The organism is Herbidospora galbida, assembly GCF_005233835.1.
GTDB lineage: Bacteria > Actinomycetota > Actinomycetes > Streptosporangiales > Streptosporangiaceae > Herbidospora > Herbidospora galbida.
The window spans coordinates 73053-90970 of sequence record NZ_SZQA01000020.1 but is presented as its reverse complement, the minus strand read 5'-3'; the positions used below and the strand labels follow the sequence as shown (position 1 = coordinate 90970).

The following is a 17918-nucleotide window of genomic DNA, read 5'->3' as shown; positions in this document are numbered from 1 at the left end:
CCGCGACGATCGGCCCATGAACACGGCATATCTGGGCGCGCGGCGGATCGTGACGATGGTCCTCGCGGCCGCCCTCCTCATTCAGGGCATCACCGCCGGTCTGCTGCTGGCCTCACCGGGCGGGCGCGGGATGCACCGCGCCAGCGCGATATTGGTGCTGCTGGCGGCGCTGGCCTCCCTGGTGGTGTCGATCATGACGCGGGACCGGAAGGTGATCGTCCCGGCGGTGATGACGCTGCTCCTCGTCTTCGTGCAGATGTACTTGGGAATCGCGCACTTCAAGGCGTTGCACGTGCCGATCGGCATGATCATGTTCGGGGGAGTGGTGCACGCGCTGACCGCCCTCTACCCGTCGAGGCAGAACGCCACGGCGGCGGCGTGAGGCTCACCCGGCGTGAGGCCCTGGCCACCATCGGCCTGGGCGGGTTCGCCCTGGTCACGGGGTGCTCGCTGCTCGCGGGCACCCCGGTGCCGCAGGTCCTGCGCAGCACCGCCCCGCTCCCCGAACCGTTCGCCGTCCCGCTGCCCGTCCCGCCGGTGGCCCGGCCGACGCGGCGCGGCGACACCGACTACTACGACCTCACCGCACGTCAGGCCGTCGCCGCCGTCATCCCGGGGCTGCGCACGCCCATTTGGGGCTACGACGGCGTCTTCCCCGGGCCCACCATCGAGACCCGGCGCGACCGCCGGACCGTGGTGCGGCTCACCAACGGGCTGGCCGCGCCGACCGTGCTGCACCTCCACGGAGGCCACACCCCGGCGGCCTCGGACGGCCATCCCACCGACCTCGTACTCCCCGGGGCGACCCGCGAATACGACTATCCGATGACGCAGCGGGCCGCCACGCTCTGGTATCACGACCACCGCATGGACTACACCGGCCCGCAGGTCTGGCGCGGCCTGGCCGGGCTGTTCCTGGTCCGCGACGACGAGGAGGACGCCCTGCCGCTCCCGAAGGGCGAGCGTGAGGTCCCCCTGGTCATCTGCGACCGCTCGTTCGCCGCCGACGGCACCATGCCCTATCCCGGCGTGCCGGGGAAGCCGGGCGCGAAGGAGGCGTACATGGGCGGGGTGCTGGGCGACGTCACGCTGGTCAACGGCGCGCCGTGGCCCGTGCTGAAGGTGGCCCGCGCCCGCTACCGGCTGCGCGTGGTCAACGCGTCGAACGCGCGGCCCTATGAGCTGTCGACCGGCGGACCCATCGTCCAGATCGGCACCGACGGCGGCCTGCTCCCCGCGCCGAGAACCCTCGATGCGGTACGGCTGTCGCCCGGCGAACGGGCCGACCTCGTCGTCGACTTCGCCGCCCACCGGATCGGCGACCGCGTCGAACTGCGCGACCTGGCCGACGACGGCCGGGTCATGCGGTTCGACGTCGACCGCGACGCCCCCGACGACTCCGCGATCCCGGCCGTCCTGTCGAAGGTCGACCGGCTCGACCCCGCGTCGGCCACGGTGACCCGCGACTTCGAGTTCACCAGCGGCAACCTGCACGGCGGCACCGGGTGGCTCATCAACGGCAAGCCGTACGCCGCCGACCGGGTCGACGCCACGGTGAAGCTCGGCGCGACCGAGATCTGGCGCTTCACCAGCGACGTCAGCCACCCGATCCACCTGCACCTGGCGCACTTCCAGGTGCTCACCGACGGCGCCCCGAACCCGGAGTGGAAGGACACCGTCGAACTGCGCGAAGCGCAGACCCTTGAGGTGATCGCCCGGTTCGACGGCTATCCGGGGCGGTACGTCTTCCACTGCCACAACCTCGAACACGAGGACATGGCGATGATGGCGACCTTCGACGTCATCCCCTGAACCGGGGCACCACCAGCCCCGACTCGTAGGCCGCGACCACGGCCTGCGTACGGTCGCGCAGGCCGAGCTTGTTCAGCACCCGGCTGACGTGGGTCTTCACCGTCTCCTCGGTGACGGTCAGCCGCCGGGCGATCTCCGGGTTCGACAGCCCCTCGGCGATGAGCCGCAGCACCTGCGTCTCGCGGGGCGTCAGCCCCTCGACCGACACTTTGGGCCGGAGCTGGGCGAACTCGCCGATGAGCCGCCGGGTGACCGTGGGCGCGAGCAGCGCCTCCCCGGCGGCCACCACCCTGACGGCGTCGAAGAGCCGCTCGGCGGTGACGTCCTTGAGCAGGAACCCGCTGGCTCCGGCGCGCAGCGCGTCGTAGACGTATTCGTCCAGGTCGAAGGTGGTGAGGATGAGCACCCGGGCGTCCGGCGACAGCCGCCGGGTGGCCTCGATGCCGTCCATGACAGGCATCCGGACGTCCATCAGCACGAGGTCGGGGGCGGTCCGGGCGCACACCCGGACCGCCTCCGCGCCGTCGGAGGCGGCGCCGACCACGGTGAAGTCGGGCTGGGTGGCCAGCAGGTCGGCGAACGCCGACCGGACGACGGGATGGTCGTCGGCGATGACGATCCGGATCATGCCGTCGTCCCGGGGAGGACCGCCTCGACCATGAACCCGCCGCCTCTCACCGCTCCGGTACGCAGCGTCCCGCCCACCGCGGACGCGCGCTCCCGCATGCCCGCCAGACCCAGCCCCTCGACCGGGTCGTCGACGGCGGGCCCGTTGTCGCGGACCGTCACCCGCAGCACGTCGACGCCGTAGGCGAACTCCACGTCGACCGCCGCGCCCGGCGCGTGCCGCCGGACGTTCGTCAGCGCCTCCTGGACGATCCGGTACGCCGCCAGCTCCGCCACCGGATCGAGGGCGATCGGCGTGCCGCGCAGGATCAGCCGGGTCGCCCCGCCCGAGGCCGCGCGGGCCGCGTCGACCAGGGCGTTCAGCTCGCGCAGCCCCGGTTGGGGCGCCCGCTCCGGCTGACCGGTGTCCTCACGCAGGACGCCGAGAAGGCGGCGCATCTCGGTCAGCGCGCTGCGCGCGGTGTCGCCGATCGCGCGCAGCCGGTCGGCCCCGGCGGGCGGCAGGCCCGGGGTGGCCAGCCGGGCCGTCTCGGCCTGGACGGCCACCATCGAGATGTGGTGGGCCACCACGTCGTGCAGCTCCCGCGCGATCCTGGCCCGCTCACCGGCCGCGCTCCGGCGCAGCAGGCTCTCCTCGATGACGTCGCGCGCGGCGGCGCTGACCCGGGCCCTGCTCCGGGCCTGCCAGGCGATCCCGGCCAGGGCGGCGCTCGGGGCCAGTGCCGCCGCCACGGGAGCGTGCCCGGTCGCCGCCAGCACCAGGCACGGGACGGAGCAGGCCAGCGCCGCCCGGTCGGCGGTCTCGCCCAGGCGGAACAGCGCGATCAGGGTCGCCGCCAGGCCGGCGTACGCGGGATGCCGGAAAGCCGTCAGCGACAGCACGGTGGCCACCGTGACCAGCACGGCGGCGGCCGTCCGCTGCGGCCACAGCAGCACCAGCGGCAGCGTCGTCGCCAGGCCGACCAGCGCCAGGGCCATCGATTCGGACACGCCCAGGACGAAGGCGGCCACCACGAGGAGACCTGCGACGACACGCCCGTTCACGCAGGTCATTCTGCCCTTCGGGGGGCGAACCGGCATCCCTCGTACGAGCTACCCCAAGACCGCTCCGTCGCGGGACGCCCCGCCGCGACCCCGAGCCTAGGGTTCCGGAGCATGGACGCGACTGTCGAAGTCAACGGGCTCCGGAAACGGTTCGGAGCCACAAGGGCCCTCGATGACATGACCTTCACCGTCAGGCCGGGGGTGGTCACCGGGTTCGTCGGCCCCAACGGGGCGGGCAAGTCCACCACGATGCGGATCGTCGTCGGCCTCGACCGGCCCGACGAGGGGTCGGCGCTGGTGGGCGGGGCGGCGTACCGGACCCTGAAAAGGCCCCTGACCCACGTCGGCGCCCTGCTCGACGCCTCGGCCCTGCAGCCGAGCAGGACCGGCCGCGACCACCTGCTGTGGCTGGCGCGGTCGCAGGGGCTCGGCCCGCGCCGGGTCGACGAGGTGCTCGGGCTGGTCGGCCTCGGCCCCGCCGCGCGGCGGAAGGCGGGCGGCTACTCCCTCGGGATGCGGCAGCGGCTCGGCATCGCGGCGGCGCTGCTGGGCGACCCGCCGGTGCTGCTGTTCGACGAGCCGTTCAACGGGCTCGACCCGGAGGGCATCGTGTGGATCCGCGGCCTGCTGCGGTCGCTGGCGGACGGCGGGCGCGCGGTGCTCGTGTCGAGCCACCTGATGAGCGAACTCCAGGACGTCGCCGGGCACCTGATCGTGGCCGGTCGCGGCCGGGTCGTCGCCGACCGCGACGTCGAAGGACTGATCGCGGCCGCCTCCGACGGCAGGGTGAGCCTGCGCACGACCGCACGCGAGGACGCCATGGAGGCGCTGGCCCGCGCGGGCGCGACCGTGACGGTCACCGGGACCGACGCGCTGACCGTGTCGGGCCTGACGGCGGCCGGGACGGTGGCGGCGCTGACGGCGGCCGGGGTGCCGTTCGCCGAGGTGAGCGCCCACCGGGCGACGCTGGAGGAGGCCTACATGGAGCTCACCCGAGAGAGCGTGGAGTTCCGGTGATCGCGCTGCTGAGGTCCGAATGGACCAAGTTCCGCACGGTGCGCGGCTGGATCGCCGGGTCGATCGTGGCGGTCCTGCTCACCGCCGGGGTCGGGCTGCTGGGCGCGGCCGGGACGGTCCGCTCGTGCGAGGGGCCGCAGGGGAACGTCTGCCCGGAGATCCCGATCGGGCCGGGCGGCCAGGCCGTCACCGACCGGTTCTCCTTCTACCACCGGGCCCTTCCGGGCGACGGCTCGATCACGGCCAAGGTCGCCGGCGTCAGCGGCGTCATCACCTACCCGCCGCCCGGCCACGACCAGATCGTCCCGGGCGTGGTGCCCTGGGCGAAGGTCGGCGTCATGGTCAAGCGCGACCTCACGCAGGGGTCGGCGTACACGGCCGTCATGGTCACCGGCGACCACGGCACCCGCGTGCAGGACGACTTCGTGAACGACCTCGCCGCGGGCGGCGACCCGTGGCTGCGGCTCTCGCGGACCGGCGACGTCCTCACCGGCGAGACCTCGCCCGACGGGACGTCATGGCGGGTCGTCGCCACCACGCGCCTCGCCGGACCGGCGGTCGTCGGGCTGTTCGCCGCCTCCCCCTGCGACGTCACCCTCGGCCAGGGCTCCCTCGGCGGCGTCATCGGCGCCTGCCGCCTCACCAACGTCACCGGCAGATTCGAGCACGTGACCGTCGAAGGGGCGGCCGGGACGTGGACGCACGACGACGTCGGGGGCGAACCCGGCGCGCCGTCGCTGTCGGTCGGCGCGGCCCGCGACTGGGGGAGCGCGATCCAGCTCACCGGCTCGGGCGACATCGCCCCGGCGGGCATCGACGGGGGCGCGGTCATCGAACGCACCCTGAGCGGCGCGACCATCGGGCTGATCGCCGTGATCGTCGTCGGGGTGCTGTTCGTGACGGCCGAATACCGGCGCGGCCTGATCAGGTCGACGCTGGCCGCCAGTCCCGGCCGGACCGGGGTCCTGCCGGCCAAGGCGGCCGTGGTCGCGGCGGTCACGTTCGCCGGGGGACTGGTCGCGGCGGCGATCGCGGTGCCGGTCGGACTGCGGCTCATGCGCGACCGGAACAACGCCATCGCGCCGGTCACCGCGCTCACCGAGGTCCGCGTGATCGTCGGCACGGCCGCGCTGCTGGCGGTGACGGCGGTGCTGGCCCTCGCCATGGGCGCGCTGTTCCGGCGCAGCGCGGCGGCGGTCATCGCCACGATCATGCTGGTGCTGCTGCCGCAGCTGCTCGCGACGGCCTCGGTGATCCCCGCGCCGGCGGCCGAGTGGCTGCTGCGGGTCACCCCGGCGGCCGGGTTCGCGATCCAGCAGAGCATCCCCGAGTATCCGCAGGTCGAGGACTACTCCGTGCCCGCTCTCGGCTACTATCCCCTGCCACCGCTGGGCGGCTTCGCGGTGACCTGCCTGTATGCGGCCGCGGCGCTCGGCGCGGCGATCGTGCTGCTGCGCCGGAGGGACGCATGACGACGATCCGGTCGGAGTGGACCAAGTTCCGCACCCTGCCCGGCCTTCCGTGGCTGGCCGTCCTGCTGGTCGTGGTGACCGTCGGGGTCGGGGCGGCGGCCTCGGCGCTCGTGCCCTGCTGCGACGTGCTCCCGTCACGGGTGTCGCTCGCCGGCGTCCTGGCCGGGCAGGTCGCCGCCGTCGCGCTGGCCGTCGGGGTCGTGTCGGGGGAGTACGCCACCGGCATGATCCTGACGACCCTGCTCGCCGTGCCGGACCGGGGGCGGCTGCTGGCCGCCAAGGCCCTGCTGACCGGGGGCCTGACACTGGCGGGGGCGCTGGTGGCGATCCCCGTGTCGGCGGCCGTCGGGCCCGGCGCGACGCCGACGGCCGTCGTCGGGTCGATCGTCTACCTCGTCCTGGTGTCGCAGTTCGCGCTCGGCGTGGCCGCGCTGGTCAGGGACGCGGCGGTGGCGATGGGGGTCACGCTGGGGATCCTGTACGGTCTCCCGCTGGTCGCCCGCATGGTCCAGGATCCCGGCTGGCAGGAGCGGCTGGCCTGGATCTCGCCGATGGAGGCGGGGCTGGCCGTGCAGGGAGGGCTCGAACCCGTCGGGACCTGGGCCGGGCTGGCGGTGCCGGCCGTCTGGGCGGCGGTCGCGCTGGCCGCCGGGCGGTCGCGGGTGGGCGGAAGTGTCGGTCCGGTCGTCTAGGCTCTCCGGCGTGCTGCCTCCCCTCAACGAATCGCTCGCGGCCGACTCCCACAGCCTGATCCAGGTGCGTGGGGCCAGGGAGAACAACCTGGCCGACGTCTCCCTCGACATTCCCAAGCGCCGCATCACCGTCTTCACCGGGGTCTCCGGGTCGGGCAAGTCGTCGCTGGTCTTCGGCACCATCGCGGCCGAGTCGCAGCGGATGATCAACGAGACCTACACCGCGTTCATCCAGTCGTTCATGCCCTCGCAGAGCCGTCCCGACGTCGACGCGCTCCACAACCTGAGCGCCGCCATCGTGGTCGACCAGGAGCGCATGGGCGCCAACTCGCGGTCGACGGTCGGCACCGCGACCGACGCCTACACCATGCTCCGCGTCATCTTCAGCCGGCTCGGGCAGCCCCACATCGGGCCGTCGACGGCCTTCTCGTTCAACCTGCCCGACGGCATGTGCCCGAAGTGCGAGGGCCTCGGGCAGGTCTCGACGATCGACGTCGACCAGCTCGTCGACCGTGAGAAGTCCATCAACGAGGGCGCGATCACCGTCCCGCAGTTCCACGTCGACAGCTGGTATTGGCAGATCATGGCCCACTCCGGGTTCTACGACCCGGACAAGAAGCTGAAAGACTTCACCGACCAGGAGTGGGACGACTTCCTCAACAAGCCGGTCACCAAGGTCAAGGTCGGCTCGAACAACTTCAGCTACGAGGGCCTGGTCGTCAAGGTCAACCGCATCTACCTGACCAAAGACCGCGAGTCGATGCAGGGCGCCATCAAGGCGTTCATCGACCGCGCCGTGGTGTTCGCCCGGTGCCCCGAATGCGAGGGCACCCGGCTGACCCGCGCCGCCCTGTCGTCGAAGATCAACGGCGTGAACATCGCCGACTGCTCCTCGATGCAGGTCAACGACCTGGCCGCGTTCCTGCGCACGGTCGACGACCCGAGCGTCGGGCCGATACTGACCGGCCTGCGCGGCCTGCTCGACTCCCTGGTCGGCATCGGCCTCGGCTACCTCAGCCTTGACCGCTCCTCCGGCACGCTGTCGGGCGGCGAGGCGCAGCGCGTGAAGATGGTCCGCCACCTCGGGTCGAGCCTCAGCGACGTCACCTACGTCTTCGACGAGCCGACTGTGGGCCTGCACCCCCACGACATCCGCCGCATGAACGAGGTCCTGCTCATGCTGCGCGACAAGGGCAACACGGTCCTCGTCGTCGAGCACAAACCCGAGGTCATCGCCATCGCCGACCACGTCGTCGACCTCGGCCCCGGCGCGGGCGAGAACGGCGGCACCATCTGCTACACCGGCGACGTCCCCGGCCTGCGCGCCTCCGGCACCCTGACCGGCCGCCACCTCGACCACCGGGCGAAACTCCGCGACCGCGTACGGACCCCGCGCGGCCACATCCCCATCTCGGGGGCCACGCTCCACAACCTGAAGAACGTCAGCGTCGACATCCCGCTCGGCGTGCTGACCGTGGTGACCGGCGTCGCCGGGTCGGGCAAGAGCTCCCTCATCCACGGCTACCTGTCCGGCCGCGAGGGCGTCGTCGTCGCCGACCAGACGGCGATCAGGGGGTCGCGGCGCAGCAACCCCGCCACCTACAGCGGCCTGCTCGGCCCGATCCGCACCGCCTTCGCCAAGGAGAACGGCGTCAAGGCGTCCCTGTTCAGCGCCAACTCCGAAGGCGCCTGCCCCGGCTGCAACGGCATCGGCCTGATCTACACCGACCTGGCCATGATGGCCGGGGTGTCGTCGGTCTGCGAGCAGTGCGAGGGCAAGCGCTTCACCGCCGAGGTCCTCGGCTACCGGCTGCGCGGCAAGAACATCCACGAGGTCCTCGGCATGTCGATGACCGAGGCCCGCGACTTCTTCACCACCGGCCAGGCCCGCACCATCCTCGACCGCATGGTCGACGTCGGCGTCGGCTACCTGCGCCTGGGCCAGCCGCTCAACACGCTGTCGGGCGGCGAGCGCCAGCGGCTGAAACTGGCCATCCACATGGCCGAGAAGTCGTCGGTCTACGTCCTCGACGAACCCACGACGGGCCTCCACCTGGCCGACGTCGACCAGCTCCTCGGCCTGCTCGACCGCCTGGTCGACGACGGCAACACGGTCGTCGTGATCGAGCACCACCAGGCCGTCATGGCCCACGCCGACTGGATCATCGACCTGGGACCGGGCGGCGGCCACGAGGGCGGCGAGATCATCTTCACCGGCCCGCCGTCGGCCCTGATCGCCGACGCCGACACCCTGACGGCCCAGCACCTGAGGGAATACGTGGCCTGACGGTCGCACGGGTGATCCCGGCGCGGCTCGCCACAGCCGGCCGTGACGGTGGCGATGTCCTGAGAGCCGGTCCAGGGCTCGCCACCGGAAGGATTCGCGGTCGGGGCTCCTCAGCGTGCGAATGCGCCGGCGGCGGAGACCGGTGGATTACCGCTGCCCGCTCTCCCGCCGGGGCAAGGCTCATCGGGGCTTAAGACGGGCGTCACCCGGGCGGTGAACACCGGACAGGCGGGGGTGATGCGATCGCTTCGCACGCGTCCCTCGGTTCGCGCCGGGCGCTCGACCCCACATCGTCCACCTGAGCGCAGGAGCCGGCATGCGCTATCTCCGTTATGTCGCCGTCGGCGACAGCCAGACCGAAGGCCTCAACGACGGCGACGAGGCCGCCGGTTACCGGGGCTGGGCCGACCGGTTCGCCGAGCTGCTCGCCGTCCACCATCCCGGGATCCAGTACGCCAACCTGGCCATCCGGGGCCACCGCGCCCGCCACGTCAGGTCGATGCAGCTGGCCCCCGCTCTGGCGATGAAGCCCGACCTGGTCTCCGTGATGGTCGGCATGAACGATCTGGTCCGTCCCGGGTTCGACGTCGACGCGGTGATGGCCGACCTCGACGCCGTCTACGCCGCGTTCGCCGACGCCGGGGCGACCGTTCTCACGTTCACCTATCCCGACGTGACCAGGATCTCCGCGATGACCCGCCATCTGCGGCCGAAGCTGCTGGAGTTCAACCGGCGCATTCGCGAGTCGGCCCGGCGACTCGGGGTGATCGTGGTCGACACGGAGTCCTACGAGATCGGGGTCGACCCGAGGCTGTGGTGCCGCGACCGCGTCCACGCGACCCCGCTGGGACACGCCCTGATCGCGGCGGGCGCCGCCCACGCCCTCGGCCTGCCGGGCGCCGACGACTCCTGGGCCGCGCCGCTGCCGCCGCTGAAGACGCCGAACCCGCTGGCCAGGTATCGCGCGGAGGTGGTGTGGGTGGTCACCTTCCTCGGCCCGTGGCTGATCCGCCGCCTGACCGGCCGCTCCTCCGGCAACGGCCGCCTCGCCAAACGCCCGGCCCTGACCGACGTCGTCTCAGGCGCGGGCCACGCGGGCGACGTTCGCCGCTTCGGCTGACGGGCAGGTCGCGGCACCGCTCACCGGCTGCCGATGGGGCCACGGATTCGAGCACCTGCCGGTACTCGTTCGAGAAGACCGATATTCCGACGGTGCAGCCGGTGCCCGGCTCGGGCCGCCTTCTGCGGGACCCGCCGCGCTGGCGGGAAACGGCCCTGGCTGGGCGTTCATCCGGGGCGCGGTTGAGCGGTGGCCTCGTCTGCGGCGGTTGTTCGGGAAGGCGAGTGGTGTGGGTCACAGCCCCGGTCCACAAGCGATATTTCCCCATATTTGTGTATCCGCGAGGTTACCCCCACTGTCCGCAAGCGGACGGTTACCTGTTCCCACTGATGTGTGTGAGTTCACGAAGGCGGGAGCACATGGGCCTGATCCGTGGCGAACTGATCGACATCGTCGAATGGAAGGGCGGGCGGCCGGGGGTCGTCGCCTGGCGGTACGACCGGCCGTTCGACGAGCTCAAGAACGGCAGCAAACTGATCGTCCGGGAATGGCAGGTCGCGCTGTTCGTCAGGGGCGGTCAGATCGTCCGGGAGTGTCATGCCGGGACGCAGACGCTCCAGACGGGCAACGCCCCGGTGACCAGCAGGCTGCGCGGGTTCCGCTACGGGTTCCGCTCCCCGGACAAGGCCGAGGTCCATTTCGTCAGCACCCGCAGGTTCACCAACCTGAAGTGGGGCACCCGGCGGCCCGTCCAGTTGCGTGACCCCGAGACGGGGCCGGTGCTGCTCGCCGCGCACGGGAGCTTCTCCTTCCGGGTGGCCGATCCGACCGCCTTCCTCACCCAGCTCGTCGCCGGGCAGCCGCTCGTCGAGGCCGAGCAGGTCGCCGAGGCGGTCAGGGGGCCGCTGCTGCGGCGGCTGACGACCACGCTCGCGGCCTGGTCGGAGCGGCGGACGGTGCTCGGCGTGCTCAACGACGCGGCGCTGCCCGACGAGGTGGCCGCCGCCGTCAGCCGGGATCTCGCCGAGACCGGGCTGGAGATCTGCGACATCGACATCGGGGGCCTGACCACGCCCCTGCCACCGTGGGGGTAGCGCGTGCACTGCGAGCTCTGTGGCGGCGTGACCGAGTACGTCCCTGGGGGCGAAGGCATGCGCTGCCCGTACTGTCAGGATTTCCAGCCTCTCGTGGTGACCGGGCCGGTGGTGCGGCGGCCGGTGGAGACGCTGCGCGGGCGGCTGCCCGTGACCGTCACCGACGAGCACCGGGTGGTCTGTCCCCGGTGCGGGACCACGTCCACGCCCGCGCTGCTGTCGTCGCGGTGCCCGGCCTGTGAGACGCCGATCGTCAGAGAGCTCGGCGGCGAGGTGCGGCCCGGCGCGGTGGTGCCGTTCGCGGTCGACCGGCGGCACGCCTCGACGGCCCTCGACCGGTGGGCGGCCGCTCTCTGGTTCGCCCCCGAATCGCTCGGCCGGGTGTCCGACGCCGCCTCGATGCGGGCCACGTTCCTGCCGGCCTGGGTGTTCGACCTGGAGACCGTCACCCGGTACGCGGGACGGCGCGGCGACCACTACTACCGAATCGAGACCGACGACGACGGGCGGAGCCGCCAGGTGCGGCGCACCCGCTGGACCTACGCGCGCGGCAAGGTCGGCCGCCGGTTCACCGACGTCGTCGTGCCGGGGGTCCGGCAGCTGAAGACGGGGAGGCTCCCGGCGGCGACGGTGCCGTTCCGGGCCGAATACCTGTCGGGCGTGGAGACGCCGCGCTACACCGTCCCGCCCGACCTGGCGCTCGACCAGGCCAAGACCTCGGTGAAGCCGAGGGTCAGGGCGGCCTGCCTGGCCGACATCGGCGGCGACGACCGGCGGCTGCACTCCGTCGTCACCACGTATCCCTCGATCGACGGGGATCTGGTCCTGCTGCCGTACTGGACCGGGACCTATCTGCTCGGCGGGAAGACCTGGCGGTTCACCGTCGACGGCGCCACCGGGGAGGTGTGCGGGAGACGGCCCTACAGCGCGGCCAAGCTGACCGCGCCGCTCGTCGTGCTCGCGCTGGTCGTGCTGGTCGCCGTGCTGGTGCTGCTCAGCCGGTGAGGGCCGCCGCGAACGCGGCGAACGTCGGGGCGCCCGGGTGGCGGTCGAGCACGGCGAACCTGACCTGGTCGAACGGCTGCGGCCCGGCGAGGGCGGTGGCGAAGGCGGCGGCGACCATGCCGGGGTCGTTGCCGAACACCCCGCAGCCCCACGCCCCGAGCACCAGCCGCCGGTGGCCGTGCGCGGCCGCGACGTCGAGCACCCGCGCGGCCCTGGCGGTCAGCAGCGCGGGCAGCTCGCCGAGTGACTCGCGCTGACTCTGCCCCATCGCCCGCGCGTTGGGCGCGGCCGAGGTCAGGAACGCCACCCGGTAGGGCGCGTCGAGGAGGTCGCCGCGGTCGTCGCGGAACACCGGCACGCCGGGGGAGTAGATCACCCGGTCGCTGTAGCGGAGATCGCCCTGCGCGCGATGGAAGGCGTAGAACTCGGGGGCGGCGGTCAGGCAGGGGTAGAGCGCCGAAGCGCGGGCGACGTCCTCCTCCTGCGCCTTCGCGCCGTTGAGGAAACCGCCCCCGGCGTTCTTGGCCGAGGCGAAGACGAGACAGGCCGGCTCACCGCCCATCTCGCGGGCCGCCTGCAGCGTGGTCTGGTTGGTCACCTCGATCAGCGGCGTGCCGTCTCCGTGCCGGTCGAGCCGCTCGCCGGGCAGGTGGAGGCGCGTCCGGGCCGGGTCGACGGTCACCTCGACCCAGCGGCCGGAGGGCCCCCGGTATCCGCCGTTCTCGACGATGGTCATGGTCTCGCGGGCGACGGCCCGCAGTCGGGTGCTCATCAGTCATGATCGTCCCAGCGCGGCCACGGTCAGCGCGAGCGGATTTCGTCCCGTAACGCCCGCGCCACCTGAGCCATCAGCGCCTCGGCCCCCGGCTGCCGGACCGCCGCGACGCGCGACTCCGTCAGCGCCGCCACCGCGTAGACCTGGCCGCCCGCGTGCTCCACCACGCCCACTTCGTGGCGCAGGTTGAGCATGGTGCCGGTCTTGGACGACCACGTCGTCAGGTCGGAGGTGAAGTCGGGGGCCAGGCGCTGGCGGAGGACGTTGTCGCCCATCAGCTCGCGCACCCGACCGGCCACCCACGGGTCGATCCTGGACGGCCGCCACAGCGCCGCCAGCAGGTCGACGAACGCGCGGGCCGAACCCGACGACCCCCGGGTCACGTCGAGCTGCGGGACCGGGTGGCCGCGTCCGGCGGTGCCGCCCTCGATGGCCAGCACGTGGGCCAGGTGGCCGCCGAGGGCCTGCACCGGGCTCTCGGTCAGGTGGCGCAGCGTGTGGCGGACGGAGATGCCGCGCAGGCCGTGCTCCTCCAGGAAGGCGGCCACCATCGCGGGCGGGGTCAGCTCGAACAGGGCGTCGCCGGCCGTGTTGTCGCTGACCGTCATGGTCAGCAGGAGCAGGTCGTCGACGGCGATCTCGGCCGGGTGGCGGAACCTGCTGGTGCCGGTCGGGCCGGGGGAGAAGCGGGCCCCGGGGCCGACCGTCAAGCGGGCGGCGCCGTCGAGTTCGCCGCGCCTGATGCGGTCGAGGGTGGCCACGGCCAGCGGGATCTTGACCAGCGACGCGGTGGCGTACTCGTCGTCGGGGTCGATGCCGAGCTCCTCGCCGGTACGCAGGTCGCGCACCAGGAACGAGCCGCGCAGGCCGCCCTCGTCGAGCATCCGGCGCAGGTCACGGATCACGCGTCAACCCCCAGGCAGGCGGCCACCCGACGCCATCCCCGCACCCGCTCGGCGTCGTCCCCGATGGCGGAGGCCACAGCGTACCCGCGCGGGAGGCGGATCTCGCCGACGGGCCGCCACTCCAGCCCGAGCTCGGCGGCCTGACGCGGCGAGCAGAGCAGCAGGTCGGCCGAGACCATCACCTCGGCGGCGGCCGCCACCAGCGAGGGCGCGACGGCGACCTGGGAGGGGAGCAGGCCCGCCGCGTCCCTGAGCCGGAACAGGCGGTCTCTGATGTGCGGGACGTCGTCCTCCGGCTGGATCCAGATCCGGGGCCGGCGGCCCGACCTGTCGGCGCGGGCGGGCCGGAGGCTCTCGACGTACACGACCGGACCCGGCGGGCTTCCCACGCCGGCCAGGCCCAGGTCGACCACCCACGTCGCGCCGTCCTCCGGCGTGGCGACCAGCGCCGCGCGGACCTCGCGCGAGCGGGCCAGTTCGGCCCTGATCCCGGCGGCGGCGGCGACCACGTCGAGGTGGACGCCCTCCTGCCGGGCCTCCACGGTCAGCAGCGCCAGGTCGTGGACCGCGCAGATCTCCGGCACGGCCAGCCGGAGCGGCTTGAGCCGGGCCTGGCCCGCCTCCCACTCCATGTCGTCGGCGAGCCGGACGAGGCGCTGCGCCGAGGGCAGCAGGTCGCGGCCGAAGTCGGTCAGCAGCGCGCCCCGCGCCGACCGGTCGAAGAGCTTCGCGCCGAGGTGCTGTTCAAGCGCGGCGATGCGGCGGCTGGCCACGGGCTGGGGGACCTGGGAGGCGGCGGCGCCTTCGGTGAAGCTGCCGCGTTCGCTCACGTTGACGAACACTCTCCAGGCGGCGAGGAGGTCCACGACCAGGAATTATGTCATGAATGCATAATGTACTCTTCGACTGTCTTTGACGGTATTTACGCTGACAGAACAGACTCTTCGCCATGCTTCCCCTCGTGTTGTCCCTCGCCCTGCTCTCCGGAAGCGTCACCGCTACGCCGGCGTCGGCGGTCGCGGAACTGCGCGCACTGGAGACCGCCTACAAAGGGCGAATAGGGGTGTACGCCTACGACACGGCCACCGGCAACCTGATCACCTACCGGTCGGGCGAGCGGTTCCCGTTCGCCTCGACCTTCAAGGCGGTCCTCGCGGCGGCCGTCCTGGACAAGGAGCCCGACATCCTGCGCAAGCGCATCCGCTACGACCAGAAGGACCTGCAGCCGCACTCCCCGGTGACCGCGAAGCACGTCGCGACCGGGATGACCGTGGCGCAGCTGTGCGAGGCCGCCGTGACCGAGAGCGACGGCACGGCGGCGAACCTGCTGCTCCGCCAGATCGGCGGACCGAAGGGCCTGACCCGCTACTTCCGCGGCCTGCACGACCCCGTCTCCCGCCTCGACCGCCCGGAGCCGGGTCTGAACGACTGGAGCCCGACGGACCCCCGCGACTCCACCACCCCGGCCGCGATGGGCCGCGACCTGCACGCCCTCACCCTCGGCGGCGCGCTCGACGCCGGCGACCGCGAGCGCCTCACCGGCTGGCTGGTGGGCAACCGGACCGGTGACCGGCGCATCCGCGCCGGACTGCCGGCGTCGTGGAAGGTCGGTGACAAGACCGGCACCGCCGCGACCTACGGCGCCACCAACGACGTCGCCGTCGTCTGGCCCGCGAAGGGCGGCAAACCGATCATTATGGCGATCTACGCCAGGCGGGCCGGGAAGAACGCCGCCCACGACGAGAACGTCATCGCCAAAACCGCCACGATCGTGGCCCGTGGCCTCGGGAAGCTCTGATGCGTCTGCGTAACATGCCCGGCCTGCTCGTGGCCGGAATCGCCGCCGGGGTCATCACCGCCGGCCTCGCCCTCCCGGCCGGTCTCGCCCTGAGCGGGGTGGCCGAGACCATCGACCTGAGCCCCATGGAGCTGGCCGAACCGCCGCTGGCCGAGAAGACCACGCTGCTCGACGCCGACGGCAAGCGGATCGCCCAGTTCTACGACCAGTACCGCGAGATCGTCACCGTCGACAAGGTCGCGCCCGTGATGCGCACCGCGATCGTGGCGATCGAGGACGACCGCTTCTACCAGCACGGCGCCATCGACCTGGAGGGCACCATCCGGGCCCTGGCCGCCAACCTCAGCGCGGGCGGCGTCGCCCAGGGCGGCTCCAGCATCACCCAGCAGTACGTCAAGCAGGTCCTGCTCAACAGCGCCACCACCGAAGAGCAGAAGGAGGCGGCGCTCGCGCCGAGCTACGTCCGCAAGCTGAACGAACTCCGCTACGCGCTGTCGGTGGAGCAGAAGTACACCAAGGACCAGATCCTCGAGAAGTACCTGAACATCGCCTACTTCGGCGCGGGCGCCCACGGCATCCAGGCCGCGGCCAAGCGCTTCTTCGGCGTCTCGGCGGCCAACCTGAACCTGGCCCAGTCGGCGACGCTGGCGGCGGCGGTCCGGCTGCCGACCTCCACCGACCCGGAGGGCGGCAAGTCCAACCGCGACGCGCTGGTCGCGCGCCGCAACGTCGTCCTCGACCGGATGGCCGAACTCGGCAAGATCACCCCCGCCGAGGCCGCGAAGGCGAAGAAGACCAAGCTCGGCTACAAGGGCGTGCCGATCCCCGGCGGCTGCGAGACGAGCGAGTACCGCTACTTCTGCCAGTACGTCTCCGCGGAGGTGCTGGCCGACAAGCGCTTCGGCAAGACCCGCTCCGACCGCGAGCGCGCCCTCAAGCAGGGCGGTATGACGATCCGCACCACCCTGAACCCGAAGATGCAGGACGCCGCGCAGAAGGGCATCGAGGCCTACGTCGGCCCCAAGGACGGCCCGGTGGCCGCCCAGGCGCTCGTCGCACCGGGCACCGGCGCGATCCGCGCGATGGCCGCCAGCCGCGACAACCTCGACTACAACGTGGTCGCCGACCGCGCCCACGGCGGGCTCGGCGGCGTCCAGGCAGGATCGACGTTCAAGACGTTCACGCTGCTCACGGCGCTGAGCCAGGGCATGCGGCTGAGCGACGGGTTCAACGTCGGCGGGTCGTACACCGCGCCGTCGCCCTCGGCGTTCACCGACTGCGCCGGCAACGCCGTCGGCGACCCGAACCACGCGGTGACCAACGACGAGGGCTCGCCCGGCTACACCACCCTGCAGACCGGGACGTGGGGCTCGGTCAACACGTTCTTCATGACGCTGGAAGAGCGTGTGGGCCTGTGCGAGACGGTCAAGACGGCCAAGTCGCTCGGCATCAAGCGCGCCGACGGCAAGAAGCTTCAGGAGTTCGAGACCTTCACGCTCGGCATCAACGAGATGGACCCGGTCACCGTGGCCAACGCCTACGCGGCGATCGGCGCGCGGGGCAAGTACTGCAAGCCGATGGCCATCACCGCGATCACCGACCGCGACGGGAAGAAGACCTCGTTCACGCCCGAGTGCACGCAGGCCCTGGACGCCGAGGTGGCCGACGCGGCCGCCGACATCCTGTCCGGGGTGTTCACCAAGGGCACCATGAGGGCCGTCGGCGGCATCGGCCGCCCGGCGGCCGGCAAGACCGGCACCAACGACAACCAGTCGAGCGCCTGGTTCGCCGGCTTCACCCCCGACCTGGCCGGCGCGGTCAGCCTGGCCGACCCGCGCGGCGCGACCACCCACAAGCTGAACAACGTGACGATCGGCGGCCGCTGGTACGGCTCGGTGTTCGGCGCGACCGTCCCGGGGCCGATCTGGAAGGCGACCATGACGGCGGCCCTGGAGGGGATCCCGGCGACGCCGTTCACCCCGATCAACCAGTCGCGGTTCGGCGTGCAGGAACGCTTCGACCCGTGGGACGAGGACCCCTACGGCGAGGACCCGTGGGACGAGTACGGCCAGGGCCCCCCGGACGGCTGGGACCAGAACGACCCCGGCACGACCGACCCGGGGAACGACGGTCCCGGCCGGGACGAGCCGGGGCCCAACGATCCCGGGCCCAACGATCCCGGGCCCAACGATCCCGGGCCGAACGACCCCGGGCCCGATGACCCGGGCCAGAACGACCCCGGCCCGAACGATCCGGGGCCGAACAATCCGGGCGGGCCGAACCAGGGCGACACTCCGGACATGTCTCCGGGGGCCGGCCGGGGCTGACGT

The 17918-nt window shown here is 72.5% G+C and carries 16 protein-coding genes; 11 read left to right on the top strand and 5 right to left on the bottom strand.

Annotated elements, in window-relative coordinates:
• Positions 1 to 16: 16 nt before the first annotated feature.
• Complete coding sequence (locus FDA94_RS20955) at positions 17 to 382, top strand: hypothetical protein (protein ID WP_137248770.1); 366 nt, start codon at positions 17 to 19, stop codon at positions 380 to 382.
• The gene (locus tag FDA94_RS20950; RefSeq protein WP_137248769.1) at positions 379 to 1812 is read left to right on the top strand and encodes a multicopper oxidase family protein; all 1434 of its coding nucleotides are present in this window, start codon (positions 379 to 381) and stop codon (positions 1810 to 1812) included. The genes FDA94_RS20955 and FDA94_RS20950 overlap by 4 nt, the downstream gene beginning before the upstream one ends.
• Here FDA94_RS20950 and FDA94_RS20945 read toward each other — a convergent pair.
• Entirely contained in the window at positions 1802 to 2440 is a 639-nt protein-coding gene (locus FDA94_RS20945) for a response regulator (RefSeq protein WP_137248768.1), read from the bottom strand. The two genes, FDA94_RS20950 and FDA94_RS20945, sit on opposite strands and share 11 nt — an antisense overlap.
• The gene (locus FDA94_RS20940) at positions 2437 to 3483 is read right to left on the bottom strand and encodes a sensor histidine kinase (RefSeq protein ID WP_212735423.1); all 1047 of its coding nucleotides are present in this window, start codon (positions 3481 to 3483) and stop codon (positions 2437 to 2439) included. The genes FDA94_RS20945 and FDA94_RS20940 overlap by 4 nt, the downstream gene beginning before the upstream one ends.
• A gap of 111 nt (positions 3484 to 3594) precedes the next feature.
• Between FDA94_RS20940 and FDA94_RS20935 the strand changes: the two genes are divergently transcribed.
• From FDA94_RS20935 to FDA94_RS20905, 7 genes are all read left to right on the top strand, one after another.
• Positions 3595 to 4500 (top strand): ATP-binding cassette domain-containing protein, encoded by a 906-nt coding sequence (locus tag FDA94_RS20935; protein WP_137248767.1) that lies wholly within the window; start codon positions 3595 to 3597, stop codon positions 4498 to 4500.
• A complete protein-coding gene (locus FDA94_RS20930) occupies positions 4497 to 5972 on the top strand; it encodes a DUF1349 domain-containing protein (RefSeq protein WP_137248766.1) in 1476 nt (491 codons plus the stop codon). Before FDA94_RS20935 ends, FDA94_RS20930 begins: the two co-directional genes overlap by 4 nt.
• Positions 5969 to 6664 carry an ABC transporter permease gene (locus FDA94_RS20925; protein ID WP_137248765.1) on the top strand — a complete coding sequence of 232 codons (696 nt, stop codon included), beginning with the start codon at positions 5969 to 5971 and terminating at the stop codon, positions 6662 to 6664. The genes FDA94_RS20930 and FDA94_RS20925 overlap by 4 nt, the downstream gene beginning before the upstream one ends.
• Positions 6665 to 6674: 10 nt before the next feature.
• On the top strand, positions 6675 to 8951 hold the full coding sequence (locus FDA94_RS20920; RefSeq protein ID WP_212735422.1) for an ATP-binding cassette domain-containing protein: 2277 nt from the start codon (positions 6675 to 6677) through the stop codon (positions 8949 to 8951).
• A 316-nt stretch (positions 8952 to 9267) separates the two neighbouring features.
• Complete coding sequence (locus FDA94_RS20915; RefSeq protein WP_137248764.1) at positions 9268 to 10071, top strand: SGNH/GDSL hydrolase family protein; 804 nt, start codon at positions 9268 to 9270, stop codon at positions 10069 to 10071.
• Between the two features lie 359 nt (positions 10072 to 10430).
• Positions 10431 to 11105 carry an SPFH domain-containing protein gene (locus tag FDA94_RS20910; RefSeq protein ID WP_170991043.1) on the top strand — a complete coding sequence of 225 codons (675 nt, stop codon included), beginning with the start codon at positions 10431 to 10433 and terminating at the stop codon, positions 11103 to 11105.
• 96 nt (positions 11106 to 11201) lie between these two features.
• Positions 11202 to 12110: a hypothetical protein gene (locus FDA94_RS20905; RefSeq protein WP_137248762.1), complete on the top strand. Its 909-nt coding sequence runs from the start codon at positions 11202 to 11204 to the stop codon at positions 12108 to 12110.
• On the opposite strand, the gene FDA94_RS20900 is transcribed toward FDA94_RS20905, so the two are convergent.
• Genes FDA94_RS20900 through FDA94_RS20890 form a run of 3 tightly spaced genes read right to left on the bottom strand, consistent with a single transcriptional unit; the run spans position 12100 to position 14656 of the window.
• Complete coding sequence (locus FDA94_RS20900; RefSeq protein WP_137248761.1) at positions 12100 to 12882, bottom strand: TIGR02452 family protein; 783 nt, start codon at positions 12880 to 12882, stop codon at positions 12100 to 12102. The two genes, FDA94_RS20905 and FDA94_RS20900, sit on opposite strands and share 11 nt — an antisense overlap.
• Before the next feature lie 29 nt (positions 12883 to 12911).
• On the bottom strand, positions 12912 to 13769 hold the full coding sequence (locus FDA94_RS20895) for a serine hydrolase (protein ID WP_137248833.1): 858 nt from the start codon (positions 13767 to 13769) through the stop codon (positions 12912 to 12914).
• Between the two features lie 17 nt (positions 13770 to 13786).
• Positions 13787 to 14656: a LysR family transcriptional regulator gene (locus tag FDA94_RS20890; protein ID WP_137248760.1), complete on the bottom strand. Its 870-nt coding sequence runs from the start codon at positions 14654 to 14656 to the stop codon at positions 13787 to 13789.
• 83 nt (positions 14657 to 14739) lie between these two features.
• Between FDA94_RS20890 and bla the strand changes: the two genes are divergently transcribed.
• Positions 14740 to 15588, top strand: a complete 849-nt coding sequence (bla, locus tag FDA94_RS20885) for a class A beta-lactamase (protein WP_137248759.1) — start codon at positions 14740 to 14742, stop codon at positions 15586 to 15588.
• Positions 15588 to 17915: a transglycosylase domain-containing protein gene (locus FDA94_RS20880; protein WP_137248758.1), complete on the top strand. Its 2328-nt coding sequence runs from the start codon at positions 15588 to 15590 to the stop codon at positions 17913 to 17915. Before bla ends, FDA94_RS20880 begins: the two co-directional genes overlap by 1 nt.
• Positions 17916 to 17918 lie beyond the last annotated feature (3 nt).

Coding starts and splice junctions, on each gene's coding strand:
- bla (WP_137248759.1), top strand. CDS start 14,740: ATGCTTCCCCTCGTGTTGTCCCTCGCCCTGCTCTCCGGAAGCGTCACC.
- FDA94_RS20900 (WP_137248761.1), bottom strand. CDS start 12,882: ATGAGCACCCGACTGCGGGCCGTCGCCCGCGAGACCATGACCATCGTC.
- FDA94_RS20925 (WP_137248765.1), top strand. CDS start 5,969: ATGACGACGATCCGGTCGGAGTGGACCAAGTTCCGCACCCTGCCCGGC.
- FDA94_RS20935 (WP_137248767.1), top strand. CDS start 3,595: ATGGACGCGACTGTCGAAGTCAACGGGCTCCGGAAACGGTTCGGAGCC.
- FDA94_RS20945 (WP_137248768.1), bottom strand. CDS start 2,440: ATGATCCGGATCGTCATCGCCGACGACCATCCCGTCGTCCGGTCGGCG.
- FDA94_RS20880 (WP_137248758.1), top strand. CDS start 15,588: ATGCGTCTGCGTAACATGCCCGGCCTGCTCGTGGCCGGAATCGCCGCC.
- FDA94_RS20910 (WP_170991043.1), top strand. CDS start 10,431: ATGGGCCTGATCCGTGGCGAACTGATCGACATCGTCGAATGGAAGGGC.
- FDA94_RS20895 (WP_137248833.1), bottom strand. CDS start 13,769: ATGCTCGACGAGGGCGGCCTGCGCGGCTCGTTCCTGGTGCGCGACCTG.
- FDA94_RS20915 (WP_137248764.1), top strand. CDS start 9,268: ATGCGCTATCTCCGTTATGTCGCCGTCGGCGACAGCCAGACCGAAGGC.
- FDA94_RS20955 (WP_137248770.1), top strand. CDS start 17: ATGAACACGGCATATCTGGGCGCGCGGCGGATCGTGACGATGGTCCTC.